General features: G+C 70.7%; 23 protein-coding genes and 1 pseudogene. 9 read left to right on the forward strand and 15 right to left on the reverse strand.

The genetic code is table 11. The annotated features are described in order from the left end of the window. Positions 1-65 precede the first annotated feature (65 nt). A complete protein-coding gene (locus HLK59_RS03500; RefSeq protein WP_171139686.1) occupies positions 66-725 on the reverse strand; it encodes a response regulator transcription factor in 660 nt (219 codons plus the stop codon). Continuing rightward, the gene (locus HLK59_RS03505; protein WP_171139687.1) at positions 722-1,906 is read right to left on the reverse strand and encodes a histidine kinase; all 1,185 of its coding nucleotides are present in this window, start codon (positions 1,904-1,906) and stop codon (positions 722-724) included. The genes HLK59_RS03500 and HLK59_RS03505 overlap by 4 nt, the downstream gene beginning before the upstream one ends. Positions 1,907-2,177: 271 nt before the next feature. On the opposite strand from HLK59_RS03505, the gene HLK59_RS03510 reads away from it, so the two are divergent. After that, positions 2,178-2,774, forward strand: a complete 597-nt coding sequence (locus HLK59_RS03510) for a DUF308 domain-containing protein (protein ID WP_171139688.1) — start codon at positions 2,178-2,180, stop codon at positions 2,772-2,774. Between the two features lie 114 nt (positions 2,775-2,888). Next, positions 2,889-3,707: an SAM-dependent methyltransferase gene (locus HLK59_RS03515; protein ID WP_171139715.1), complete on the forward strand. Its 819-nt coding sequence runs from the start codon at positions 2,889-2,891 to the stop codon at positions 3,705-3,707. Between the two features lie 15 nt (positions 3,708-3,722). Here the strand turns inward: HLK59_RS03515 and HLK59_RS03520 are convergent, their stop codons facing one another. Together HLK59_RS03520 and HLK59_RS03525 are read right to left on the reverse strand one after the other, a co-directional pair. Then, a complete protein-coding gene (locus tag HLK59_RS03520) occupies positions 3,723-4,643 on the reverse strand; it encodes a helix-turn-helix transcriptional regulator (RefSeq protein WP_171139689.1) in 921 nt (306 codons plus the stop codon). Positions 4,644-4,781: 138 nt separating this feature from the next. Further along, positions 4,782-5,012 (reverse strand): DUF397 domain-containing protein, encoded by a 231-nt coding sequence (locus HLK59_RS03525; protein WP_171139690.1) that lies wholly within the window; start codon positions 5,010-5,012, stop codon positions 4,782-4,784. 150 nt (positions 5,013-5,162) lie between these two features. On the opposite strand from HLK59_RS03525, the gene HLK59_RS03530 reads away from it, so the two are divergent. After that, positions 5,163-5,669 carry an ATP-binding protein gene (locus HLK59_RS03530; RefSeq protein ID WP_346779639.1) on the forward strand — a complete coding sequence of 169 codons (507 nt, stop codon included), beginning with the start codon at positions 5,163-5,165 and terminating at the stop codon, positions 5,667-5,669. A gap of 1 nt (position 5,670) precedes the next feature. Then, complete coding sequence (locus HLK59_RS03535; RefSeq protein WP_171139691.1) at positions 5,671-6,159, forward strand: hypothetical protein; 489 nt, start codon at positions 5,671-5,673, stop codon at positions 6,157-6,159. Positions 6,160-6,202: 43 nt separating this feature from the next. Here HLK59_RS03535 and HLK59_RS03540 read toward each other — a convergent pair whose 3' ends face one another. Together HLK59_RS03540 and HLK59_RS03545 are read right to left on the reverse strand one after the other, a co-directional pair. Next, the gene (locus HLK59_RS03540) at positions 6,203-7,330 is read right to left on the reverse strand and encodes a histidine kinase (protein WP_171139692.1); all 1,128 of its coding nucleotides are present in this window, start codon (positions 7,328-7,330) and stop codon (positions 6,203-6,205) included. Next, the gene (locus HLK59_RS03545) at positions 7,327-7,989 is read right to left on the reverse strand and encodes a response regulator transcription factor (RefSeq protein ID WP_240982174.1); all 663 of its coding nucleotides are present in this window, start codon (positions 7,987-7,989) and stop codon (positions 7,327-7,329) included. Before HLK59_RS03545 ends, HLK59_RS03540 begins: the two co-directional genes overlap by 4 nt. Before the next feature lie 381 nt (positions 7,990-8,370). Between HLK59_RS03545 and HLK59_RS03550 the strand changes: the two genes are divergently transcribed. After that, positions 8,371-9,600, forward strand: a complete 1,230-nt coding sequence (locus tag HLK59_RS03550; RefSeq protein ID WP_171139693.1) for a DUF418 domain-containing protein — start codon at positions 8,371-8,373, stop codon at positions 9,598-9,600. Between the two features lie 321 nt (positions 9,601-9,921). Here HLK59_RS03550 and HLK59_RS03555 read toward each other — a convergent pair whose 3' ends face one another. The 6 genes from HLK59_RS03555 to HLK59_RS03580 form a co-directional block, all read right to left on the reverse strand. Continuing rightward, complete coding sequence (locus HLK59_RS03555) at positions 9,922-11,430, reverse strand: DUF4246 domain-containing protein (RefSeq protein WP_171139694.1); 1,509 nt, start codon at positions 11,428-11,430, stop codon at positions 9,922-9,924. Positions 11,431-11,542: 112 nt separating this feature from the next. Then, complete coding sequence (locus HLK59_RS03560; RefSeq protein WP_171139695.1) at positions 11,543-12,607, reverse strand: peptidase C39 family protein; 1,065 nt, start codon at positions 12,605-12,607, stop codon at positions 11,543-11,545. Positions 12,608-12,657: 50 nt separating this feature from the next. Then, positions 12,658-14,760 (reverse strand): iron ABC transporter permease, encoded by a 2,103-nt coding sequence (locus HLK59_RS03565; RefSeq protein ID WP_171139696.1) that lies wholly within the window; start codon positions 14,758-14,760, stop codon positions 12,658-12,660. Then, a complete protein-coding gene (locus HLK59_RS03570) occupies positions 14,757-15,821 on the reverse strand; it encodes an iron-siderophore ABC transporter substrate-binding protein (RefSeq protein WP_171139697.1) in 1,065 nt (354 codons plus the stop codon). Before HLK59_RS03570 ends, HLK59_RS03565 begins: the two co-directional genes overlap by 4 nt. 65 nt (positions 15,822-15,886) lie before the next feature. Continuing rightward, complete coding sequence (locus HLK59_RS03575; protein ID WP_171139698.1) at positions 15,887-16,753, reverse strand: ABC transporter ATP-binding protein; 867 nt, start codon at positions 16,751-16,753, stop codon at positions 15,887-15,889. Positions 16,754-16,919: 166 nt separating this feature from the next. Further along, entirely contained in the window at positions 16,920-17,756 is an 837-nt protein-coding gene (locus HLK59_RS03580; protein WP_171139718.1) for an AraC family transcriptional regulator, read from the reverse strand. 238 nt (positions 17,757-17,994) lie between these two features. On the opposite strand from HLK59_RS03580, the pseudogene HLK59_RS50780 reads away from it, so the two are divergent. Both HLK59_RS50780 and HLK59_RS03590 read left to right on the forward strand, forming a co-directional pair. Continuing rightward, positions 17,995-18,324, forward strand: a pseudogene (locus tag HLK59_RS50780) (ABC transporter permease); the annotation flags it as partial. A gap of 10 nt (positions 18,325-18,334) precedes the next feature. After that, positions 18,335-18,472: a hypothetical protein gene (locus tag HLK59_RS03590; RefSeq protein WP_171139699.1), complete on the forward strand. Its 138-nt coding sequence runs from the start codon at positions 18,335-18,337 to the stop codon at positions 18,470-18,472. 110 nt (positions 18,473-18,582) lie between these two features. Here HLK59_RS03590 and HLK59_RS03595 read toward each other — a convergent pair whose 3' ends face one another. Beyond that, entirely contained in the window at positions 18,583-19,464 is an 882-nt protein-coding gene (locus tag HLK59_RS03595; protein WP_346779640.1) for an alpha/beta hydrolase, read from the reverse strand. A 142-nt stretch (positions 19,465-19,606) separates the two neighbouring features. Here HLK59_RS03595 and HLK59_RS03600 point away from each other — a divergent pair, with 142 nt between their 5' ends. Further along, a complete protein-coding gene (locus tag HLK59_RS03600; RefSeq protein ID WP_206326727.1) occupies positions 19,607-21,703 on the forward strand; it encodes a BTAD domain-containing putative transcriptional regulator in 2,097 nt (698 codons plus the stop codon). An 86-nt stretch (positions 21,704-21,789) separates the two neighbouring features. Here the strand turns inward: HLK59_RS03600 and HLK59_RS03605 are convergent, their stop codons facing one another. Then, entirely contained in the window at positions 21,790-22,317 is a 528-nt protein-coding gene (locus HLK59_RS03605) for a peptidoglycan-binding protein (RefSeq protein WP_206326728.1), read from the reverse strand. Positions 22,318-22,462: 145 nt separating this feature from the next. Between HLK59_RS03605 and HLK59_RS03610 the strand changes: the two genes are divergently transcribed. Further along, positions 22,463-23,512, forward strand: coding sequence for a winged helix-turn-helix domain-containing protein (locus HLK59_RS03610; RefSeq protein WP_171139702.1), 1,050 nt, complete (start codon positions 22,463-22,465; stop codon positions 23,510-23,512). Between the two features lie 115 nt (positions 23,513-23,627). Here HLK59_RS03610 and HLK59_RS03615 read toward each other — a convergent pair whose 3' ends face one another. Continuing rightward, positions 23,628-24,038, reverse strand: coding sequence for a roadblock/LC7 domain-containing protein (locus HLK59_RS03615; RefSeq protein ID WP_171139703.1), 411 nt, complete (start codon positions 24,036-24,038; stop codon positions 23,628-23,630). Positions 24,039-24,139 lie beyond the last annotated feature (101 nt).

Raw genomic sequence — 24,139 nt, forward strand, 5'->3', positions numbered from 1 at the left:
GCCCCAGACGCTCGGCGCGTCCCGGAGAGCTCGCGCTCTCCGGCTTTCCCCGCTGTACCGCCCCGTCAGGGGTAGAGGCCGGCCCGGAAGGCGAAGGAGACGAGTTGTGCTCGATCACGTGCGTCGACCTTTGTCATGGCCCGTACAGCGTGGGTCTTCACGGTGAACGGCGACACCGACATCTGGGCCGCTATCTCGTCGTTGCTGAGACCGCCGGCCACGAGGACGACCACGTCGCGTTCTCTGGGGGTCAAGGCGTCGAAGCGTCGCAGCAGCTCCCGGTCGATGACCGGGGGCGGGCTGTCGGTCATGTGACCGATGAGTGCGGCCGTCGCGGCGGCCGAGAGTGCGCCACCGCCGCGGACGACCTCGGTGATTCCGGCGACCAGTTCCGCGGGGCTGACGGTCTTGCTCAGGAAGCCGTTGGCGCCCGCGCGCAGGGCGGCGAGCACGATGTCGTCCTGGTCGAAGGTGGTCAGGACGACGACTCGCACGTGCTCGGGCGGGTGCTCCGCGCGGATGCGGCGGGTGGCTTCCACACCGTCGATGCCGGGCATGCGGATGTCCATCAGGACCAGGTCCACGGGGTGGTCCCGGAGGAACGGGACGACCTGGAGTCCATCGGAAAGGTCGCCCACGACGACGAGATCCGGGTCGACGCGGAGCACGGCCTTGATGCCGGCTCTGATCTCGTCCTGGTCATCGACAATCAGGATCCGGGTCATCGGACGCCGGCTTCCAGGAGGCGGAACTCCGCGTGGACCCGGAATCGCCCGTCGTTCCTGTCGATCGTCAGCCGCCCGTCGGAGGACTCGACGCGTTCGCGCATGCCGAGGAGTCCCAGTCCGCTGCCCGACCCGGTGCCGTGCGGTGAGGGGGCGACGCGGTTGTCCACGGTGACGCAGATCCGGCCGTCGCGCTCGCGCACCTCGACCGTCGCCGCTCCCTCGCCGTGCCGGTGGGCATTGGTGAGGGCCTCCTGAACGACCCGGTAGACCGTCACGCCGACGCCGGGCTCCACGGCACCGGCCGGGATGTCGATGGAGGAACGGACGTCGAGGCCGATGCTCTCGAAGGAGGCAATCAGGCCTTCCAGACCGCTGAGCGCCGGGGCGGGCCGTAGCGCCTCGTCCTCGGAGATCTCGTCCCCCAGGCGCAGGAGCGCGAGGATCCGTTGCGTTTCGACGACGACGGTGCGGGCACTGGACCTGGCCGAGTCGAGCGCCTGCCGGGAGGACTCGGCGTCGTCGGGCAACCCGATCTCGGCGGCACCGAGATGCAGGCTCAGCAGTGCGACCTGGTGGCCGATGACATCGTGGAGATCCCGGGCGATGCGCAGCCGTTCCTCGGTCACCCGTCGGACGGCCTCGATCTCGCGGGTGGCTATCGCGCTCTCGGCCCGTTCCTCCAGGGTCCGCCAGTGCTCTCGATGGATCCGCAGAGCAGCCCCTGTCGCGCCTCCGGCTATGGCTGAGAAGAGTGCGGCGGCTCCCACGATCGCGCCGCCACGAAAGCCTCCCAGCGTCATGAACGCGCCCAGGAAGAACGCCGCCACGATGCCTGTCCCCACGAGCGGCTGCTTACCCGCAAGCGTGATGGAGAACAGCACGAGCACGGCCATCATCCACACCGACAGGGGGTCGTGGCCGACCGCTGTGACGGCGAAGGACGCGGCGCTCGTCACGACGAGCCCGGCCCAGGGCCGCCACCACGACAGGGCGACGCCGCCACCGGCGAGGAGCACGGCCAGGACCGTCGGCCCGTCCGACCCCCGCAGGATCACCGCCGCGATCTGACCGGCGAACACCAGCGCGGCCAGCGCATAGGCGACGAGGTGCAGCACCTCGGGGCGGCGGACCCACAGGGGTGCGACGGGCCCGTCGTGCTTGTTCCGCGCCTTGACCATGACCTGATTGTCGTCCACCCGTGGGGCGGCCGCGTACTTCGAACGATGTAGAAGGCTCGCCCGGTCCGGGTGATCGGATCGGCGGAACGCGATCGATTCCAAGCAGGATCCAGACAGGACTCCGGGCAGGATTCCGGGCAGGATTCCGGGCAGGATTCCGGGCAGACGGCAGAAGTACTTCGTTCGAAGTACGCGGCCTCGTCCCAGGCCACTGAGACTCCTCAGCGAGGCGACCGCCTCACACCATCACCCATACACAACGGGACACCGGATGACTCAGACCGCCCTGCCTTCGAGCACGACAGCGACCACGCCGACCCTCACCGGGCTTCGCTCGCTCTATCTGATCCGCGCCGCCTTCTCCCTGATCTGGGTGACTCTGCTGGGCACGACTTCCGCCTCGCTCGTGTCGGCGGACAAGCCCACACCGGTCTCGGCCGTGCTGCTCGTCCTCTACCCCCTGTGGGACGTCATCGCCACGCGCCTCGAACATCGCATGACGGGCACCGGCTCGACGGACCGCGCCGGTGCCGTCAATGTGGCGCTCGGCCTCGCCACCACCGTCGTGATGATCGCTGCCGTCTTTTCCACCGTGGGAACGGTCCTGCTCGTCTTCGGCCTGTGGGCCCTGCTGTCCGGAGCGATCCAGTTGGCCGTGGCGATCCGGCGCCGACGTACGGTCGGCGCCCAGTGGCCCATGATCATCAGTGGTGGGCTGTCCGTCCTCGCCGGTGCGTCCTTCGCTGCCATGTCCGCCTCGGCGACGAGCGGCCTGTCCGGCGTCGCCGGATACTCCGGCTTCGGCGCCTGGTGGTTTCTCGTCTCCGCCATCGCCCTGAGCCTGCGCAACCGACGCGAACAGAGGTGAACCGCCGTCGCCGGGACTTCGTCCAGACGGTGGTTGCGCCAACTGTCTTGTCCCTAGGATGTGTTGTCTGACGCGCCACCGGTCGGGCTGGTGCGGTACGTGACTGGGGAGACGATGGAGTCCGGGAAGCGGTTGTCCACCAAGATCGACGCCACGGTTCCGACGGCCGCGCGCATGTACGACTACTACCTGGGCGGCAAGGACAACTACGCGGTCGACCGTGCCGCGACCGAGGAACTGGACAAGGTGGTGCCCAGCACTCGGGCACTGGCACTGAACAACCGGCGCTTCCTGCAACGGGTGGTGGGGACGCTGGCGCAGGAGTACGGCATCCGGCAGTTCCTGGACCACGGGTCCGGTCTGCCCACACAGAACAACGTGCACCAGGTCGCCCAGCGCATCGATCCGACCTCACGCGTCGTGTACGCGGACAACGATCCGATGGTGCTGGTGCACGGCCGTGCCCTGCTGGACCAGAACGACCGCACGGCCGTGATCCAGGCCGACATGCGCGACACCGACGTGATCTTCTCCCACCCCGACACCCAGCGGCTGATCGACTTCTCGCAGCCGGTGGGCGTGCTGTTCAACTCGGTGTTCCACTGCATTCCGGACAGCGACACGGAAGGCCCGCTCGCGGTGGTGAAGCGGGTGACCGAGCGTCTCGCGCCCGGCAGTTGCCTGGTGATGTGCCAACTGGTCAGCGAGGACCCCAAGGTGCGGGACTTCGTCACCGACTTCATGGACAAGGCCACGCAGGGGCACTGGGGTCGGGTGCGCGAGGAGAAGGACGTCGCGCAGTGGTTCGAGGGGCTGGAGATCCTCGAACCCGGCCTGGTGGAGGTGTCCACCTGGCGGCCCGACAGCGAAGTGGCGCCGCGTCAACTGACCCACGAATGGGTCGAGTTCGGCGGATGCGGCCGCATCCTGTGACGGAGCGGCCCCGGCTCACCGGTCCCCGTAGCGCAGCTTGACGGTCTCACGCAGACGGTCGAGGGAGTCACGGGGGCTGAGGGCGTCGTCGGCCAGTTGGTCCAGCGCCACGCGGTACTGCTCGGTCTCGTCGCGGTCCTCCAGGAACGTGGCGCTCCTGATGTGCTCCAGGTAGACGATGTCCGGGAGGTCGAGGCCGCCGAAGCGCAGGTATGTGACCGGGATGGCGGGTGCGGAGGCATTGGTCACGTCCAGGGGTACGACCTGGACGGTGACGTGTGACTTCTCGGCCATCTCGATGAGGTGTTCCAGCTGTTCGCGCATGATCTCGCGGCTGCCCAGGACCCGTAGCAGCACCGACTCGTCGACGATCGCCCACAGTTGTGGCGCGTCCGGCCGTTCCAGCAGTTCCGCCCGCTTCATGCGCAGCTCCACGCGGCGGTTCACCTCGCGGCTCGGGGCGGCGGGCAGGCCGCGCTCCATGACGGCGCGTGTGTAGGCCGGTGTCTGCAGCAGTCCGGGAACGTACTGGATCTCGAACGTACGGATGGAATCGGCCGCTTCCTGCAACCCGACGAGCCGGTCGAACCACTCGGGCATCAACCGCTTGTCGAAGCGCTGCCACCATCCGGGCTCACCGGCCCGCCGCAGCAGCTCCAGCAGGACGGAGGCCTCGTGCTCCTCCGTCTCGTAGAGGTCCAGCAGCGCGCGGACATCGGTCTCGGTGGGTGGCCGGCGGCCCTTGCCCGCCTCGATGCGGGACAGTTTCGCCGGACTGAACCCGATGGCCCGCGCCGCCTGTTCCTGCGCCATACCGGTGTCCTCGCGCAGGCCCGCCAGCTGCACGCCGACCAGCATCTTCAGCAAGGTCGGTGCGGGCTCGGTGCGCCGCAGGTACGGTTCGAGTCGGGAGACACGCGGTGACTCGGAGGGCATCCTGACTCCCGGTGGGCAGAAGGCAACAGCCCGCATTATCGCACCGGTTGGCCGCTACGCGCATGTCCGGACACGAGCACGGGGCGGACGGCGCGCGTCCCCTTTCACATCACGGCTTTCACATCGCGGCGCCGGACTTCACATCAGGCCGTCGAACTCGCCGTCCTTCACACCGGCGAGGAAGGCCGCGACCTCGGCGGACGTGTAGACCAGCGCGGGGCCGTGCGGATCACGGGAGTTGCGCATCGCCACACCTCCCTCGGCCAGGGTCGCCACCTCGACGCAGTTGCCCTCGGCGTTGCTGTGTCGGCTCTTGGTCCAGCGGACGTCCAGTGAACTCGCTCGCACCCCGTTCGGAACTGATGGCACCGCAGTCTCCTCGCGCATGACTGGCTCGATCCACACGTGCAATTTCTCGTGAAATTGCACGGGCTGGCTGTCGACGTGGATAATAACCCCGTCGCCAACGTCCTTGCTGGCACCTAGTTCTGACGCCCTGACGTCACCTCAGGAGATGCCGTGTCGCAGCCCGCGCGCCCAGCACCCTGGTCTGGCCCGACCGTGCTCCCGGCACAGCGGGTCGCGCCCCTCACCGCCGCATCGCGCCCCACCGCCCGGAGCGCCACCCTGCGCCTGCCCGGCACCACCGAGGGATGCGCGCAGGCGCGCGAGTTCACCGAACGCGTCCTGGGCGCGTGGGAGTTGAACGAGTACCGGGACGACGCGCTGACCGTCGTCTCCGAGCTCGCCGCCAATGCCGTGCTGCACGGCCGGAGGAGCGATACGCCCGACGACACCGAGTCCGACGTATGGCTGCGGCTCACGCGCCGCACCACCCACCTGGTGTGCGCCGTGACCGACCAGGGCGAAGGACTCCCGCACCCGACGCACTCGCCGAACCTGATCAGCGAACACGGCCGCGGCCTGTTCATCGTCGAGGCCCTCGCCCAGCACTGGGGCTGGACCCGCCACACACCCCTGTGCAAGACCGTCTGGGCCATGCTGCCCACACCGGCGCGCGCCTGACATGAGTCAGCCGCAGGAGAGCACCACGCTCCACGACGTCGCGCTCGTACCCTGGAGCGACATCGAGGACGTGTCGGGGTCCGCCGCCGCCATCCCCTACCTGCTCGCCGCCATCGCCTCGGGCGACAAGGCCGCCACGCAGCACGCGCTGGACCGATTGCGGCACCGGATCTGCCGGCACGGGTTCGTCGTCGGACAGGCCACCGCCCCCACGGTCCCCTTCCTGTGGGACCTGGCCCAGCGTCCGCAGACGACGTGCCGGGTGCAGATCCTGCGCCTGTTGCGGAACATAGCCGACGCCCGGCAATGGGAGACCACGGCCGCCGCCTACCCGAAGCTCCGACGCCGCCACGGTGACCATGTCGAGTGGGAGTCGGCCGCCCGCCGGGCCGTACGCGCCCAACGCGGCGTCATCCCGCGTCTGTTGGCCGAGCACGACGACGAACTCGTGGACGCGACCGAGGCACTCGCCTCCACACTGACCAAGTGAGGACTCCGGGGCTCTGACGACGCGGGCAACCGGTAGGCCCCTCTCAGGCACTCCCATGCGCCGGGATCCGCAGACGCACCTCGTAACCACCGCCCGGGGTGGGCTCTGATTCGAGGGTGCCGGCGAGGAGTTCGGCGCGTTCCTTGAGGCCGATCAGGCCCTGCTGGGAGCCGGGAAGCGGCAGAGAGGTGCGGGTGGGGGGTGTGTTCGTGACGGTCACGCCGAAGGCGGAGCCGTCGTCCGCATGCCACAGACGCACGGTGGCGGAGGCGCCGGGCGCGTGCTTGCGGACGTTGGTGAGGGCTTCCTGGACGGTGCGGTAGACGGCGCGCTGGGCGGTGGTGCTGACGTCGGGGGGCAGTTCGCCGGTCAGTTCGGTGTCGATGCCGCTGGTCGTGACGAGCTTGTGCAGGTCGGCGAGGGTGGGCTGCGGGGTGAGTTCGGTGCTCCGGCCGCCGGAGGCACGCAACAGGGTGACCATGTGGCGCAGTTCGTCGAGGGTGTCGACGCTGAGGGAGCGGATGGTGCGGGCGCCCTCCTTGAAGTCCGGGTCCTTCGCCGCGACTTGGAGGGCGCCGGCCTGGACGGCGATCAGGCTGACCTGGTGGGAGACGACGTCGTGCATCTCGCGGGCGAGCTGGGCGCGTTCGCGGGCGAGGACGGCCTGGGAGTGCAGCAGGCGCTCGTGTTCGCGGGCCTCCTCGATCTCGGCGAGGCGGCGGGCCAGGTCGCGGCGGGCCTGGAGGAGCTGTCCCAGCAGAACGGGAGCGGCGGCGGTGGCGAGTGTGTAGAAGAAGTAGACCAGGGTCCAGGTGCGGTCGTTCGAGGTGAGGTCGTTCAGCGGCCAGGGGGCTGCGGAGGCGAGTGCGAACAGCACGGCGCACACGATCAGCAGTCGGCGGTCGCGGGACCGCTCGGCCAGCGTGAACAGGGCCGCGAACGGCGCGAACACGATGTCCAGCATGAGGCTGGCAGGGAGCGTGAGCAGGAACACCGCGAGCGGGAAGCGCCGTCGCACGGCGAGCGCGGCGCAGGCGAGCGCTGCCATGGCCTGCGCGGCGCGGTCGGCGTCTCCGAGGCTGAGCAGAACGTCCACGAGGGCGACCGCGACGACCGCGGCGTCGATGACCGGGGCGGGGATCCGCGCCCACCACTCCTCGGGTGCGGTCATCGGCCGGACTCCGGGCGCCGTCGTCCGTCGTCGAGCAGGCCGGCCCGCTGTGCGAGGAGCGCCGCCTGGACCCGGCTGCCGACACGCAGCTTGGTGAGGATCGCGCTGACGTGGTCCTTGACGGTGCCCGCGCTGAGGTGGATGCGCGCACCGATGTCGGTGTTGGACAGGCCCTCGGCGATGAGCACGAGCACGTCGCGCTCGCGCTCGGTGAGCCGGCCGACGCGGGCGCTGTCCTCGTCGTCGAGGGTCGCCGCTCCGGGGTGGCTCTGCCAGACGGCGCGGGACGCCTTGGGTGACATCACGACCCCGCCCGCGGCCAACGTGCGCACGAGTTGGGCGAGTTGATCGGGTTCGGTGTCCTTGAGCAGAAACCCTGCCGCACCCGAGCGCAGCGCGGTGAGGATGTACTCGTCGGCGTCGAACGTGGTCAGCATCGCCACCACCGGTGGCTCGGGGAGAGCGCGGAGTTGACGCAGCACGGTCAGTCCGTCGACGTCCGGCATCCGGATGTCCAGGAGCACGACGTCGGGGTCTTCCTTGCGCACGGTGTCGACCGCCTGCGCGCCGGCCGTGGTCGCGACGACCTCGATGTCGTCGGCCGCGCTCAGGATGAGTTTGAAGCCGGAGCGCACCAGCGCCTCGTCGTCCACCACCATGACCCGGATCATTCGCGTCCCATCTCGCCGTCCCTGTGCGCGCGGCGCCGGCCGCACGTCGATGTCGATTGTCACCGTTCCGACCGTAGATCCGGGATACGCCGTCCAGGGCGGAGCGGCGGGACGTTCCCGCCGGTCGGGGGGAGGGTTCCAGCCGGGCGGGGGGAATCCGGGACCGGCCGGCTCTACGGGACCTGGCGCTCGGTCCTCGCCCTCGACTGTGTGGACGCCACTCCGGGAATGATCGTCGTGGCCGCGTACGCGTTCATCGAGTGCCCGGGTGTGGCCCCTGCCCGGCAGGGGCCGTACCCGCCGGGTGGCGGGGTCGGACCGGACAGTCGCCGGATACTGCGCGGCCCGGCCGCTCTCCAGCCTGGAAGCATGACCCAGAACGCAGATCACACGGCGCCCACCGCCGCCCCGCCCGGGGCCGCCGAGAACACACAGTCCAAGGCTCCGGAGACCGGACGTGTCCCGGTCGGCCGCCTGATCGGCGTGGACCTCGCGCGGGGGTTCGCGGTCTTCGGGATGTACGCGGCGCACGTCGGCCCCGACCCGTCCCGGGGCGGCTTCATCGGGAACGTCATGGACCTGGCGCACGGCCGCGCCTCCGCGCTGTTCGCCTTCCTCGCCGGCTTCTCGATCATGCTGATGACCGGCCGCCGCACCCCGAAGACGGGCCGGGCGGGCCGCCAGGCGGTCGCCAAGGTGGTGATCCGGGCGCTGGTCCTGCTGGCCCTGGGCACCGCGTTGACCCTGAGCGGTACCCCGGTCGAGGTGATCCTCGCCTTCTACGGCCTGTACTTCCTCATCGTCCTGCCGCTGTACCGGCTGCGCGCCCTCCCGCTCGCGCTCATCGCCGCGGGCAGCGCGCTGGTCCTGCCGCAGGTCCTGTACGTCATCCAGCACGCGCTGCCCGCCGACGGCGTCGAAGGCGTCTGGGCCTGGCCCGCGGGAGCCGACGGCATCGTCTCGCTGCTGTTCACCGGGAGCTACCCGGCCCTGACCTGGATCCCCTTCGTCGTCGCCGGGATGGCCGTGGCCCGCCTGGACCTGGCCGCCGGCGTGGTGCGCATACGCCTCGCGCTCACCGGGGTCGGCCTCGCCGTGCTCGGATACGGCGGCTCCTGGCTGGCCCTGCACCTGGTGCCCGGCGCTCTGACGACGCTGAGTGCCGGAGCCTGGGGCGGTGGCTCGGCCGCGTCGGCCTGGTGGTCCGACACCTGGGGCTACCCCGATGGCAGCACCCCGATGGGGCTCCTGGTGGCCTCGCCGCACAGCGAGACGACCTTCTCCGTCCTGGGCAACGTCGGTGTCGCGGTCGCCGTACTGGTGGCCTGCCTCGCCGCCGTCGACGCCTTCCCCGGCTTTCACCGCCTGGTCCGCCCGGTCATCGCGGTCGGCTCGATGTCGCTGACCGCGTACGTCTTCCACATCGTCGGCATCCACTTCCTCGGGATCGAGGAGCTGCCGGGCTCTCCCCTGCACGTACTGCTGGGCTTCATCGTCGCGGTGACGGTGTTCGCGTCGCTCTGGTCGCGCTTCTTCCGGCGGGGACCGCTGGAGTGGCTGCTGGGCAAGGCCACCAAGCCCGCCGAACTGGTCCGCTGAGCAGCACCACCACAGCGCGGTGTCTCCCTCCGGTGCCCCGCGGCGCTCATGCAGGTGACCCAGTGGCTCTACGCCGACTCGAAGCGTTGATCGGCGACGAGATCCGGTACCACGTACACGGAAGCGCTTGGCAGGAACCGGCGCGTCTCATGGTTCGGCGTGGCTTCTCCCGTCGCTCGGGCGGGAGGGCCCCGTCGGCCGGTGGACCCGGCCGACGAAGGAGAACTCAAGCGCGTCGCGGGGCGGGACCGGCATCTGTCAGGGCGGCGGACGCCGCTGCTTGGTCCGCGGGAAAGTCACGCCGCGAATGAGGCTCGGTGTTCAGTGTTCGCAGAGGGAGAATTCTCGTTCGTAGAGCTCTTGGTTGTGCTCGTCGACGAAGAACTTGCGTTCCTGCATGAGCTGTTCGCGGTATTCCTTGGCCTGTTCAAGTGTCATCGTCGAGGATTCGGACCACGGTTGCTGCGGTGGCACATCGGATGTCGAGACGATCTTTTCTGACGGATCCACCAGAAAGAACGCGAGAATCTTGCGATATCCCGGACGGGTCGGGTCCGTGAGGCGGAATGAACCGACGCGGTGTTGCAGGATGTTCGGGAAGGCCAGGCAACGGCCCGCCGGGGTCGATGCCGATCCGAGTACCTGGTTCAGCGCGTCTTCGTTCTCCAGGCCGTAGACCTCACGCAGACCGTTGTCGTCGTTCTGCTCGTAGTCCGGGTCGTCAAGTGCCGCCCGGAAACTCAGGCTGCTTTCGGTGATGTTCTCGCTGTCCCAGTAGTAGATGCCGGTCGAGACGATCCGTTCGTTCATCATCCCCTCGACATGCCAGGAGCCACCGGGGTACTCAGGTGTGTCCGGGGTGAGATGAATGGCGGCGATCTTGACGATGACCTGGAGAGAGCGGCCACGCAGGTCGACTCGGGAGGACACGTCAGGCGCCTCGGGCGGGGTGAAGGCGGGGGCATCCGGGATGATCGGACGGCGGTTCTCGTACCAGGCGTCCTGGGCCGCTCCCCATACCCGGCGGGCTTCGGCGTACGCCTCGTCATCGCTGTAGGAGGACTTGTCCGGGAACTCCGGCTCCGAGTCGTACCACCCGTACGGATCGGCCTCGATCCGCAGTGGTCGCGGGTGACGCAGGTCGGTCAGCACGTTCTCCCAGAGCGGCCGGAAGCGGGCGAACAAGTCCGGTAGCACGGAGACCAGTTCGCGATGCGTCTCGGGATGGACGTTGTTGACGTACGACCGGAAGGAGACAGCGCCGTCGGCACTGACGTCCACGTCCGTCGGCAGCCACTGGAACTTCTCCGAGAACTCGTGCTTCGAGTACCGGTCCGTCGGGTTGCGCCAGGCACGCTCGGGTGCACCGCCGGTCTCTCTCACGAGGCAGAAGAGTGAGGGATGGACCAGATCCAGTACGAGGCCGTCGGATCCGGGATGCCAGTCCTGTTCCGCTTCGGGGACCTGCTCCAGAGCCTGTACCGCCTCGCGCAGCCGCATTCCGAGTTTGTCGTCGATGAGGGTGTCCGACTGCCACACTCCATCAACAGCGGACACCTCGATGCCGGTTCGTGCGTCGCGCAGCGCGGCGTAATGCCGAAGTTCGGCCAGCACATAGTTGACCTGTGCTTCGGTGAGGCCCTGGGCGATCGCTTCTCGCGTCCACCTGGCGACGATGTCGACGTCGTTCATCTTGTCGAACCATCGCGGCTTCGCCCGAATCTGTGAACTGCACTCCAACATCTCAAGTTCACGCAGTGTGCGGGGTGTTGCGAACTCTATGGAACGGGAAGCCTGAAAAGGCAGCGGAAAAGCGGACAGGTCAGTCAATTCTCTGAGTCTTCCCCGTAGGTGAGTGGTGGCCAGAAGACTACTTGAGGGCACTGACATGACGGCAACGCACGATAGAGCGGGCGGCAGTTCCCCGCGGTCACCCGAGCGGTCACCCGATACTGACGGCACCTCGGAAACCGTCCGACGCCATGGTCGACATCGCGTCGAGCCTCGCCTCCGGCACCGGGAGGAGGTGGGCGTCGACCCACGTGTCCCCCGCTGCGGCCTGAGCCCAGGGGTCGTCGATCACCACCGCTCCCTCCACGGCGCCGTGGCACAGGACCCAGTGCGGCACATCGAACCCTTGCATCTCGGCCAGGGAGAGCAGGAGCAGCACGTGCTGGCCCCGGCCGATGAGGTCACGGACCGTGGGCAGTGCGAGGCGACGCGGGTCGACGGACACACCGATGCGGTCGGCGTGCGCGCGAGAGCTGCGCTGAAGCACGGCACGCCAGTCCTGTTCCTTCTCGTCTAGGTGGTCGAGGAGGACCGGCCGGTCGGTGTCCAGATGGACGGTGACGTGCGATGACGGCCACCGTCTGCGCACGGCCACGCCCAGTCCGACGGGTTCGCAGGCGGGGAAGTTGGTGGCCTCCCGCCAGAGGGTCAACTCCGCCTGGCGGTCCAGGTCTTCGCCCACCAGGATGCCCGCGTGCGTCTGGGCGACGAGAGCCGTGACGGCACCGCAGGTGAAGTGTGTGCTCTGCCCGTAGTAGGGAGGCCGTTCGACCACGCCGCCGCCCAGCCAGCGGACGTATCCGGCAGGGGGCCCTGACGCGCCGTCGGACTGCGCAAGCGGAGGGTCCAATGCCGTGAAACCCGCGGCGGCGGCCTCTTCGGGGCTTGCCGTCCATCCTTCCCACTTGACCTGCGCCAGCCGCTGCTCGCGGGCGTGGGCGATGACGGCCGCGGCGGCCGCGGGCACATCGCCGACGGCGTCGACGATCTTCAGGTAAGCGGTACCCGGACGTGCCGTCACCAGGGCGGCCGCGATCCACTGCTCCCCGTCCTCGCCCGGAACGGCCACGAGGACGGGCGCGTGCGCGGAGCGGTCCACCGCATGCCAGCGCTCCGGCACCTCATGCAGTCCGTGCCGCCGCAGCAGAAGCGGTGTGGAAGCACGCTCGAAGGGGACGACGACGTACCGCATGGGCGCTTGGCGTGAGGACGGCATGCCGGCACTCCTTTGAGGACGGAGAAGGGTACGGAAGCTCGGAATCTCCGTCATGCGCGGGACTGCCTGAGCACCCACACGAAATACGGGGCTCCCACCAGAGCGATCATGAGGCCGGCCGGTAGCTGGGCGGGGGCGATCACCGTACGGCCCAGCGCGTCCGCCACACACACCAGCAGGCCGCCCAGCAGCATCGCGACGGGAATCGCGCGGCTGTGCCGGGCGCCCACCAGCGAGCGGGCGAGGTGAGGGGCGACAAGTCCCACGAAGCCGACGACGCCCACGGCGATCACACTGAGCGCGGCGAGTACCGCGGCGATCGCCAGCGCGGCGAAACGGGTGCGCTGCACCCTGACGCCGACGACGCGTGGGGTGTCCTCGTCGACGGCGAGCAGGTCGAGCCGGCCGCGCATGCACAGCAGCACCGGGAAGGCGATCGCCAGCGCCACCGCGATCGGTACGACGTCGGCGAAGGTCCGTCCGTAGGTCGTGCCGGACAGCCAGGTGAAGATCCGCGGTGTGTCGTAGGGGTCGGCGCGCAGCAGGAGGAAGGTGGTGAGGGAGCTGAGGCCGTAACCCATGCCGATGCCGATCAGGACGAACCGGTCGGGCAGGAAGCCACCGCGCCAGGAGAGCAAGGAGATCACCGCGAAGGTGGCGAGGCCGGCCGTGACGGCGACCGCGATGAGCAGCGGCCGCCCGCCGGACGCACCCGAGGTGACGACACCCGCCGCACCCAGGCCGGCGCCCGCGGTGATGCCGAGCACACCCGGCTCCGCGAGGGGGTTGCGCACCGAACTCTGCACGACGCATCCGGCCAGTCCCAGCGCGGCGCCTGCGACGATCGCGGCGCTCACCCGCGGCACCCGGTCGTCGAGCGCCTGGCCGATGAGGTCCGGAGCGCTCCCCTGGATCCACAGCGCGATGTCCCCCGTCCGCAGCCACAGGCTGCCCGCCAGAACGGACGCGACAGCCGCCACCGCGAGCAGCGCCGCCGCACCCGACACGACGACGAGGAAGGCACGCCGCGACCGCACGGCGACACGCGCCGGGGGCGGTTGCCGCACCCCGCCCGTGTCGCGCAGGCGCAGCGCGAGCACGACGATCACGATCGAGCCGAGCAGTGCTGTCGGTACGCCGGTGGGGATGGAGGCGGCCCCGTCCGCGCCCTGCACCGCGCGCAGTACAGCGTCCGAGAGCAGGATGAGCAGCGCGCCCAGCAGACCCGCCGCGGGCAGCAGGAAGGCATGCCCGCGCAGCGCTCGAATCCGGCTCGCAATCAGGCGGGCCAGCACCGGTGCGCCGAGACCGACGAAGGCGATGGGCCCGGCGAGCGTGACCGCCGTGCTGGTCAGGAGCACCGCGCAGATCACCGCGCACACACGGGTGCTGCGGATCGGTACGCCCAGCGTGGCGGCGGCGTCATCGCCGAGATGCATCACATCCAGCCGCCTGGACAGCGCCAGGGCGACACAGAGCACCACGGTGACGACGGGGAAGGCGCGCGCCGAGGCGTCGATGTTCAGCTGCGCGAGCGAACCGCTCCCCCAGGCGAACAGCCCCGTGGTGTTCTTGGAGAACAGGATGAGCAGCATCCCGGTCGCGGCGTCCAGGGCCATCGCCACCGCCGACCCGGCCAGGATCAGGCGTGTGCCCGCCGTGCCCGCCGCCCGGCCCGCCAGCAGCAGCACCACGCCGGCGGCGAGCAGACCGCCCGTGAACGCGACGGCACCCGAGGCCCACAGCGGCACGGAGACACCGAGAGCGGCGACGCACGTGATGCTGAGATACGCCCCGGCCGTGACCGCGACCGTGTCCGGGGAGGCGAGCGTGTTGTGGGTGACGGACTGGAGCAGCGTGCCCGCGCAGCCCAGGGCGACACCCACGGCCAGGCCCGCGAGCAGGCGCGGCAGGCGTGAGCCGGTGAAGATCTCGCCGACCAGGACCCCTTGCGTGCTCTCGTGCTGTCCCGCGGCATAGCGCGCCAGGTCAGCGAAGCCGACACCCGACGTTCCCTGCGTCAGATGCCACAGGCCCACCATCGCCGTCGCGGCCGTAAGGGCGACCAGGACGGCCACGCCGGCGGGGCCGCCGCCGCGCTCGGAAGCGGGCAGCGGCCTTTCCTGCGGCGGTGCCAGTCGTGCTGTGGTCACTTCTTGTCGAGGACGTCGACGTAGGCGTCGATCGCCTGCTCGCAGGAGCGCGGTCCGCCCGCGCCCCACACCCGGGCCGGGAAGGCGTGGGCGCGGCCCTCCTCGACGGCCGGGAGGGACTTCCAGATCGGGTTCTTCCGCAGGGCCGCCACGTAACCGCCGGCTCCTTCGTCGTTCGCGTAGAACAGGTTGGCGTCGCCCACGGCGGTCAGGCCCTCGACGTCGGTCTGTGCGAGACCGTAGGACGGGTCGACGCCCCCGTCACCGTGCTTGCTGTTGACGTCCTTGGTCCACGCGGGCGTCATGCCCAGTTCCTTGCCGATCTCGGTGAAGAGGGCGCCGTCGCTGTAGGGGCGGACGGTGAGGTTGCCGCTCTGGAGCCATCCGTCGAAGAACAGGAAGTCCTTGGTCGGCAGGTCCGCGTCGGTGACCTGCTGCTTCGCCTCGGCGAGGTGCTGGTCGAACTCCTCGAGCACCTGGTCGGCCCGCTCGGTGCGTCCCGTCGCCTCGCCGATCATGCTGAAGACCTTGCGCATGTTCCCGATCGGGTCGTCGGGATCCGCGCCTCGCGTGGCCATCACCGGCACGCCCCGCTTCTCCAGCTTCGCGATCATCTCGTCGTCGGCGTCGAACGCCTCCACCACGATGAGGTCCGGGTCGGCCGCGTACAGGGTGTCGAGATCGGGCTCCTCGCGGGTGCCGATGTCCGTGACCCCGTCGGGCAGCGTCTCCGCGCTCACCCAGGTGTTGTAGCCCTTCGCGTCGGAGACCGCGGTCGGGGTCACGCACAGGGTCAGCGCGTCCTCGATCTGCTGCCATTCGAGGACGGCGATCCGCTTGGCGGGCTTGTCCAGCGTCACCTTGCGGCCGACGCCGTCCGTGAAGGAGACCGGCTCGGTCGACGTGGTCGTCCGGTCGTCGGCACAGTTCTTCGACGCGGGTGACGCGCCGGCGCTGCTCGCGGCCGTGGCCTTGTCGACGTCGGTCGTTCCACAGGCCGTTGCGGCCAGCAGGGTGAGTCCTGTGGAGGCTGCGGCCGCCAGACGACGGGCACGGTTCATGGCGAGTCCTCGTTTCTTGGGGTGGGTGAAGAGCAGTGGTCGCCCGCGGCGAGGGGCCTGCTGGGTCAGGAGGGGTGGCGGCCGAGGGGGTCGATGCGCAGACGGCCTGTCCGGGCGTCGACTCCGACCTCGACGCGGATGTCGTAGACCGAGCTGATGTTCTCGGCGGTGAGGACCTGGGCGGGTGGGCCGACGGCGTGCACGCGGCCGGCGTGCATGAGGACCAGCGTGTCCGCCACGCGTGCCGCCTGGTCGAGGTCGTGCAGGACGACCCCGACCGCTACGCCGTGCTCCTGGACGAGATCGCGCACCAGGTCGAGCGTCTCGATCTGGTAGCGCAGGTCCAGGTGGTTGGTCGGTTCGTCCAGCAGGACGACGCCGGTGTCCTGGGCCAGACAGGCGGCGAGCCAGACGCGCTGCATCTCCCCGCCGGAGAGCTCACCGACCGGGCGGCCGGCCATGTCGTGCACCCCGGTGACCGTCATGGCGCGCTGGACGGCGGCCCGGTCCTCGGTGGTGGGTCCGGCGAAGCCTCGCCGGTAGGGGTGCCGGCCGAACGCCACGACCTCGGCAACCGTCAGTCCTTGGGGCGCGGGTCTGGACTGGGAGAAGAGCGTGACCTCCCGTGCGAACCGGCGCGGGCTGAGGAGGGCCGCGTCCCGCTCCTGCTGTCCGGCGCCGCCCAGTGTGAGGTGGCCGGCGTCCACGCGGTGCAGGCGGGACAGTGCCCGCAGCAAGGTGGACTTCCCGCTGCCGTTCGGTCCGACCAGGGCGGTCGCGCGGCCGGCCTGGAGGGTGAGGGACACGCCGTGGACGACCGGCTTGCCGCCGTAACCGAGCTCCAGGCCGCGCCCGTTGAGCGCACCGACCGGGGTGTCGGGGTCGGCTGGAGCTCTGGCTGCGCCGACAGGTGATCGGGGGTTGGTGAACATCGATGGGTCCGCACACTTCGGGGGTCGGGGACGACGGCACCCTCTGCCCGGACTTCACCGGCCGGGCAGCACGCGGTACCGCGCACGGACGACACCGTTCACGGCGAGCACCAACTAAGGGTTACCTAACTGCATGAAGGCTATATTCCGCCCGCCCTGTCGACAATCAGGAGTTCCGGTCAGCCGATACGGGATTCCGGACACTCCCCGCGGTCCCCTCGGCCGCGAAGAACGCGCCCGGCGTAGTGCCCATGACGCGCCGGAAGGCGGCGATGAAGGAACTGGGCTGCGCATAGCCGAGAACCTCGGAGACCGTCATCACGTCGAAGCCCTCGGACAGCAGCATCAGCGCCCGATGGACCCGCAGCATCTGCCGCCACTGCGCGAAGGACAGACCTGTCGTGTGGCGAAAGGCTCGAGTGATCGTGCGGTCGCTGGTCCCCATGTGCCGAGCCCACTCCTCCAGTGAGCGGTCGTCGGCGGGATCGTCCAGCAGGGCTTCGGCGATCGCGTCGATCCGGGGATCGCCGGGCAACTGCAACGTCAGCTGCCGGTGCGACGGCTCGATCACGTCGAACACGACGGCCTCCGCCCGCGCTCTGGCCGCCTCATCGAGGTCGGTACGCGACAGATGGCCCAGCAGCGACTCCAACAGCGGCGTCATCATGATCGCCTGTGGTTCGTTGAACGCCACCGGAGTGCGCTCGGGAGCGAAGAACGCGCCGTGGAACTCGGCACCCGCCGTCGCCCGGCCTCCATGCACGATTCCGGCGGGCATCCACAGTCCATGCCCCTCGACCACGGTGAAGACGCGGTCCCCCACCCGGGAGGTCAACGTCCCCCCGCGCACCCAGACGAGTTCATGGAGAGGATGCGCGTGCGGCGCCCATTCCGTCGGCACCCGCACGACCTGGGACCCGGCGATGACAGCGAACGGCACGGCATCGGACTGCGGGAGCTCAACCGCCCGGCGCACCACGGTGCCCGCTTCGCGCCGCCACATCCCGAGGGTAGGTGTGCCGCGGGATGATCGGATCATGCGCTTGATTCTATTCGCCCGGATCCGTGCCACGGGCGCGGGCATCGCGTCTCCGGCCGCCACCGCGAGGCACACCTGGTCGGGCGCCAGATCCGGGATGGGCGCATGGGCGACGTCCGGATGCGAGTGGAACAGGGTCGCCGAACGGGCCAGATACCTCGCATCGCAAGGTTCTGGAGGGACGTCGAGCGCGGTTCTCTCGATGGGCGACTTGGTGACCGTCGTCCAGGATCTCCCCGTGCCCAGCCTCGCCGTCGAGACCCTGTTGCCCGTCAACACGGCACTGGCCGTGGCCCTGGTTCTGCTGCTGCTCGTGGGCGCCGCGAGCGCCGCCTGGTTCCGGTTGTCGCCGGACGGCTCCTACCGGCGGGCCCGCGAGATAGCCGTGGCGGGCGCGCGGGCGGCGGTGCAACTGGCCGTGGTGTCCCTGGTGATCGTCTGGGCGGTCCGGCACACCGCGGCCCTGCTCGGCTTCCTGTTCCTCATGTTCGCCGTGGCGACCCGCACGGCGGGGCGGCGGATCACCGCGAACCACACCTGTCGTGCTCATCGCGCTGCTGGCGGTCGAGGCGATCGCCTTGGCACTGACGGTCGAACTCGTGGCCCGCGACCGGCTTCACCGCCGAACCGCCGCCGAACAGGAGCGGGAGCCGAAGCGCTCGGCGGCGCGGCAGAAGTAGCGACTGGGGTTGCGTCGTGTACCGGACGATCCGGACCTGGCCGCCGCCCAGTTACCCGGCATGACCTCCAACTACCCCTTCTGGCCACGCACGTTGCTGCCCCGCTGCGCTCAGCGCTGTGCTAGGGCCCGGATCTCGTCGGCGATCAGCTTGGGGTCCTCCTCGGCCATGAAGTGGCCGCACGAGACGGTGCGGTGACGCAGATCGTCGGACCACGCGCTCCACAGCCCCTGGGCGTGGTAGCCGAGGGCCGCGCCCCAGTCCTGCTGGAGGACGGTGACCGGCATGGCCAGCCGGTTGCCGGCCTCCCTGTCCTCGGTGTCGTGCGCCACGTCCACGCCGGCCGAGGCGCGGTAGTCGGCGACGATGGAGGGCACGGCCGCGGCGGACGCGGCGAGGTAGTGGTCGCGGACGTCGGCGGGGATCGCGTCGGGGGCGTTGGTCCAGGCGTCGAGGAAGTAGGCGAAGAAGGTGTCGGCGGACGCCTCGATCATCTGCTCCGCCAGGCCCGGGGGCTGGGCCATGAGGTAGAGGTGGAATCCGACCGCGGCGTTCACCCCGCGCAGGGCGTCCCACATGTCCAGGGTCGGCAGGACGTCGAGGAACAGTGCGCGGGACACCGTCCGCGGGTGGTCCATCGCGGCGCGGAAGGCGACCAGGGCACCGCGGTCGTGGCCGGCCAGGGTGAAGCGGTCGTGGCCCAGTTCGGCGGCGAGGCGGACGACGTCCCGGGCCATGGTCCGCTTGGCGTAGGTCCGCGGCCCGTTCTCGGCGGGCTTGTCGCTGGCGCCGTAGCCGCGCAGGTCGGGACAGATGACGGTGTGGTCGGCGGCGAGGTCGGCGGCGACGTGCCGCCACATCAGGTGGGTCTGCGGGAAACCGTGCAGCAGTACGACGGGGCTGCCGGTGCCGCCGACGGCGGCGCTCAGCGTGACGCCGTCGCCGACCGGCACGCGGTGCTCGGTGAATCCGGGAATGCTCGGGTGTGTCACAGCGACTCCTGTGGCTCGTGGCAGAGTGGGCGCCGGGGCGCCCCGGGACGGCACCCAGGTTGCGGGCCCCGGATCAGCGATCGATGAGTGGACACGCGGCACCCCGGAACGGCGCCGCCCGCGAAGGGACGACGCCGTGGGCATGGAGTTCGAACCGGTGGGCGTCGAGTTCGAACCGGTGCGCGTCGAGTTCGGGCTGCTGGGACCGGTCGCCGCGTGGGACCCCGACGGCACGCCCCTTCCGCTCGGCGCGCCCCGCCACCGCGAGGTCCTCGGACGGCTTCTGATCGCCCGGGGCCGGGTGGTGCCCGTCGGCCAGCTCGTGGCCGACCTGTGGGAGGACGAACCCCCGGCCGGCGCGATCGGCGCGGTCCGTACGTTCGTCGCGGCGCTACGCCGGGCTCTGGAACCCGCACGTCCTGCCCGCCGCCCGTCCCGGCTGCTGGTCACCGACGGCCCCGGCTACGCCCTGCGCGCCCGACGCGACGTGGTCGACGCCTGGCGGTTCGAGGACACCGCCGCACGGGCCGCCGAAGCCGCGCCCCATGCGGCGGTCGCCCTGTGGGACGAGGCGCTCGCCCGGTGGCGCGGGCCGGTCCTCGCCGACTTCGCCGAAGTGGCGTGGGCCGCCGCCGAACAGGCCCGGCTGGAGGCTTTGCGCCTGGACGCCGTCGAGCGGCGCGCCGACGCCCTGGTGACCACCGGTGCCGCCCGGGACGCCGTCGCCGACCTGCGCGCCCACGTCGCCGCGCACCCCGGCCGGGAGGACGGCTGGGTGCTGCTGGCGACCGCGCTGGACCGGTCCGGGCGGCGGGGCGAGGCCCTGGACACGCTGCGGCACGCCCGCCAGGCGCTCGTCGGCGCCTACGGCCCCGGTGGCGGAACCGCTCTGGCACGCACCGAGGCCCGCATTCTCAGCGACCGAGCCGGTTCCGCGACCGAGTCGGCCGGAGCGGCGGGCGGCATCTGGGACCGCACGGCCGCCGCATGGGACCGCTCGGTGCCCGCCCGGTCCCGTGCCCGGCTGCACGCCACGGCCGGCCTGCTGCGCGACCTCGCGGTGACCGGCGCCGACGGCCTGGAAGAGGCACGCGAGCATCGCCGGGACCTGGTCGCGGCGGCCGAGACGACGGGCGACGACGAGTTGGCGGCCAGGATCATCGGTTCCTACGACGTCCCTGCCGTGTGGACGCGCGCCGACGTCCCCGAGGACGCCGGCGAACTGGCGCGGACCGCCGCCCGCGCCGCCGCCCGGCTCGGTCCGGACGGACCGCCCGCCCTGCGGGCCCGTCTGCTGTCGGTCGTCGCGGTCGAGTCACGCGGTGACGCCGCCGCCGACACGGCACTCCCCCGGGTGGCCGAACCTCCCATGGCCGAACCGTGGCGGCTGCGCGCGCACCGTGCCGCCGAGGAGGCCGTCCGCCTCGCCCGCCGCCTCCAGGACCCCGCGCTCCTCGCGTTCGCCCTCAACGGCGCCTTCATGCAGTCCTTCGCGACCTGCGGGTCGGCCGCCCGCCGAGACGCCCTCGGCACCGAACTGACCCGGCTGGCCGGCGACCACCAGCTGCCCGGACACGAGGTCCTGGGCCGCCTGATCCGCCTCCAAGCGCTCGCCGGACTCGGCGATCTCGCGGCGGCGGACACGGAAGCCGAGGAGATCGACCGGCTCGCCCATCGCCACGAGCGGCCGCTCGCGACCGTGTTCACCGCCTGGTACCGGGCTCTGCGCACCTGCGAGAGCGACGGCTGGTCGGCCGCGCGCGCCGACTACACCCGGGTCCTGGCGGAGACCGCCGACTGCGGCATGCCCGGCCTCACCGGAGGAGCCGCCGTCCTTGTCGCGCTGGTGCCGGTGATGCGGGGTGACGCCCTGCCCGGCCCGGACGACTTCGCGCACCTGGACCCGGGCCCGTACCGGCCCTGGCTCGACCCGCTGCTCCTGGCCGCGTCGGGCGCCACCGAACAGGCCCGCCGGGCGCTCGCCGAGGTCCCCCGCCCACCGCACGACCTCCTCCAGGAAGCCCTGTGGTGCGTCCTCATCCGGGCCGCCGCGTCCGTGGGGCATCAGCCGGTGCTGCGCCGCGCCCGCGCCGAACTGGCCGCCGCCGAAGCGGAGTCCGCCGCCGGGAGCGGCCTCATCTCCTTCGGCCCGGTCACCCGGCATCTGCGGGCCGCCGACGCGGCCCTCGCCGCCACGCACGCCCCTTCCTCCACGGCATCGGCCCGACGACGCGTATGAGCAGCGGCGAACGAGCCCACCGCCACCAGCCCCTGGTCCCCCGTGCCTGTCTACGACTTCGGCTGTCCTGACCCGGCGGACACGGCCTAGCAGGTCCGGTAGTTGTATCCGGCAGCTCGGTCATCGCCCCAGTAGTCGGGGAAGTGGTAGTAGCCGTTGCTGTCGCGGCTGAGGTAGAAGTAGTGCGAGATCCCTTGGTAGTAGCTCACGGTGTTGCCACTCTGCCAGCCGTCGGAGTTGTACAGGTTTCGGCCCGCTGCCGTCCAGGTGATCCGCCCGGCCGACCCGTCGGGAGTGGCGCTGGTGTACCGCGACTGCCACAGCCTCGTCGCGGCAGCGGTCACGGTCCCGAAGTCGCCGTCGACCTCGCCGGCTTCGAGAATGCCGTCGGCCCACAGAACCTTCTGCCACAGGCAGGTCGCGTTCGACGTGGTGTTGTGGCTCTGGTCCACGATGCCTTCGTTGTTCCAGTCGTCGATGAACGGCCCGCCACCATAGACGTACGCCAGGCCGCTGTAGGTGCCGCTGGCCGACGCGGGGCCGGCGCTCAGGGCGAGTACTCCGGCGGTCAGGGCCGCGACAACGCCGGCGGTCGCCTTGGCTCTCTTCGTCATCACGCGATGTCCTCCCGTTGGCGCGGCCGAACACTTGGTTGAGCCTTGGCACCTTCTTGGCCTGGCCGAACCTTGGCAGGGCCCCGGCATCGGCGCCACACTCTTGCGCCTCAGCGCAAACGTGAAGCTCTTCGGGGGGAATCGCATGCTCCGTATTCACTTCACGGAGGTCGACCTCGCGCGCGTCCGCGTCGCCGCGGAGCCGGACCCGATGTGGGAAGTGCTGTCGACGCTCCATCGGTTGCAGTCGCGCGGTGGCCGCTGGCAGTTCGCCGCCTGGCATCGCACGGTCCGGGCCGACCTCGACGCGGCCGGTCTGGCGAGACCCGTGCGCAAGGTGCTGTTCCCGCTGTACGCCCTCGGGCCGTACCTGCCCGACTTCCTGACGCCGCAGGAGTCCGAGGGCGGGATCACGGCGGCCCTCGACGGCATGCTCCGTATGCCCCGACGTGACATCCGCGCCGAGTTGCGGCTCCTGAGTCGCGTCTCCCCGGTGCCTTCCTGGGCACTGCGGCTGGATCAGGGGCCCGAACGGCGGGAGTTCACCGAGCTGATCCGCCGGTACCACGCGGTGGCCGTCGCTCCTTTCACGGACCGTGTGGCCGGCGGGATCGTCGCGCACCGCGCCCTCCTCGCCCGCGCGCTGCTGACGGGGGGTGTCGAGGGGTTGCTGTCGAGCCTGGGTCCTCGATTCCACTGGCGACGGCCGGTCCTCGAAGTGGACTACCGCACGGACCGCGATCTCCATCTGCGCGGACGTGGCATACGGATCGTGCCGACGTACTTCTCGTGGGGAACGCCTGTCGCCCTGGCTGACCCCGCCCTGCCGCCCGTGCTCTCGTACCCGCTCAACCATCCGGCGGAGCCCGAGGAACCGCTTCCCGCGGAACACGTGCCGCTGGGCGCGCTGCTCGGAGGTACGCGCGCGCGAGTCCTGCGGTGCGTCGCGGACGGGCTGACCACGGGAGAGCTCGCCCAGGTCGTGGGGGTCTCGCCGTCCGCCGCCAGCCGGCACGCCTCGGTGCTCCGCGACGCCGGGCTGACAACCAGTCGGCAGATCGGCCCGACGGTCCTGCACACGCTGACCCCGCTCGGGGCCACGCTGCTTCGGCAGGCACGGGGTGTGGGGCGCGCGACCGGTGCCACCCCTCAGGCCCTGGCCGGGCATGACGGGTACGGAAGAGCACGATCGTGACCGCCGCGACGACTGCACCGCCTCCGGCCCTGGTGATTCCGGCGTCGGCGGCTGCCACGGTTGGAGGACGGCGAGACACCCCAGGTGACGCGTCCCGCCAAGGCCGGCCTGTGACTCACGCGGGCGCGGCGTGGAGTTCGCGTACCAGCTGCGGGGTGAGCAGTTCGCCGGCGCGGTCGGCGAGGACGGCCATTTCGTAGCCGACCAGGCCGACGTCACACCCCTCGGCGGCCAGGACGCCGAGGCAGCTGCCGTCGCGGATGCGGCCCACCAGGAGGAAACCGCCGAGCATTTCGATCATGACGAGCTTCATGCCGCGGAAACCGTGTGTCGACGCCACGTTCTGGGCGAGGCTGGTGATGCCGGAGACGACGGCGGCGAGATGGTCGGCGCGATCTCGGCCGAGGGTGTCCGAGGCGGCCATGAGGAGGCCGTCGGAGGAGACGGCGACGGCGTCGGTGACACCGTCGGTGGTGCGTGCGAACTCCGAGATGAGCCAGCCGAAACTCTGGACGGCGGTGGTCACGATGACGCTCCTTGTGTGGTTCGGGCCTCGGCACGGGCGACGCCTGCTCTGAAGCCGTTGAGCAGGGAGGAGACGGCTGGCCGGGCGGGCGGGGGTGAGGC

It is taken from the genome of Streptomyces sp. S3(2020) (assembly GCF_013044505.1).
Taxonomy (GTDB): domain Bacteria; phylum Actinomycetota; class Actinomycetes; order Streptomycetales; family Streptomycetaceae; genus Streptomyces.

Bases quoted from the DNA above. Each gene is read 5' to 3' on its own strand.
- HLK59_RS03535 (WP_171139691.1), top strand. From the start codon at position 5,671: ATGAGTCAGCCGCAGGAGAGCACCACGCTCCACGACGTCGCGCTCGTA.
- HLK59_RS03605 (WP_206326728.1), bottom strand. From the start codon at position 22,317: ATGACGAAGAGAGCCAAGGCGACCGCCGGCGTTGTCGCGGCCCTGACC.
- HLK59_RS03510 (WP_171139688.1), top strand. From the start codon at position 2,178: ATGACTCAGACCGCCCTGCCTTCGAGCACGACAGCGACCACGCCGACC.
- HLK59_RS03540 (WP_171139692.1), bottom strand. From the start codon at position 7,330: ATGACCGCACCCGAGGAGTGGTGGGCGCGGATCCCCGCCCCGGTCATC.
- HLK59_RS03515 (WP_171139715.1), top strand. From the start codon at position 2,889: ATGGAGTCCGGGAAGCGGTTGTCCACCAAGATCGACGCCACGGTTCCG.
- HLK59_RS03600 (WP_206326727.1), top strand. From the start codon at position 19,607: ATGGAGTTCGAACCGGTGGGCGTCGAGTTCGAACCGGTGCGCGTCGAG.
- HLK59_RS03575 (WP_171139698.1), bottom strand. From the start codon at position 16,753: ATGTTCACCAACCCCCGATCACCTGTCGGCGCAGCCAGAGCTCCAGCC.
- HLK59_RS03505 (WP_171139687.1), bottom strand. From the start codon at position 1,906: ATGGTCAAGGCGCGGAACAAGCACGACGGGCCCGTCGCACCCCTGTGG.
- HLK59_RS03610 (WP_171139702.1), top strand. From the start codon at position 22,463: ATGCTCCGTATTCACTTCACGGAGGTCGACCTCGCGCGCGTCCGCGTC.
- HLK59_RS03545 (WP_240982174.1), bottom strand. From the start codon at position 7,989: ATGGTGGTGGACGACGAGGCGCTGGTGCGCTCCGGCTTCAAACTCATC.
- HLK59_RS03550 (WP_171139693.1), top strand. From the start codon at position 8,371: ATGACCCAGAACGCAGATCACACGGCGCCCACCGCCGCCCCGCCCGGG.
- HLK59_RS03570 (WP_171139697.1), bottom strand. From the start codon at position 15,821: ATGAACCGTGCCCGTCGTCTGGCGGCCGCAGCCTCCACAGGACTCACC.
- HLK59_RS03580 (WP_171139718.1), bottom strand. From the start codon at position 17,756: ATGTGGCGGCGCGAAGCGGGCACCGTGGTGCGCCGGGCGGTTGAGCTC.
- HLK59_RS03500 (WP_171139686.1), bottom strand. From the start codon at position 725: ATGACCCGGATCCTGATTGTCGATGACCAGGACGAGATCAGAGCCGGC.
- HLK59_RS03520 (WP_171139689.1), bottom strand. From the start codon at position 4,643: ATGCCCTCCGAGTCACCGCGTGTCTCCCGACTCGAACCGTACCTGCGG.
- HLK59_RS03560 (WP_171139695.1), bottom strand. From the start codon at position 12,607: ATGCCGTCCTCACGCCAAGCGCCCATGCGGTACGTCGTCGTCCCCTTC.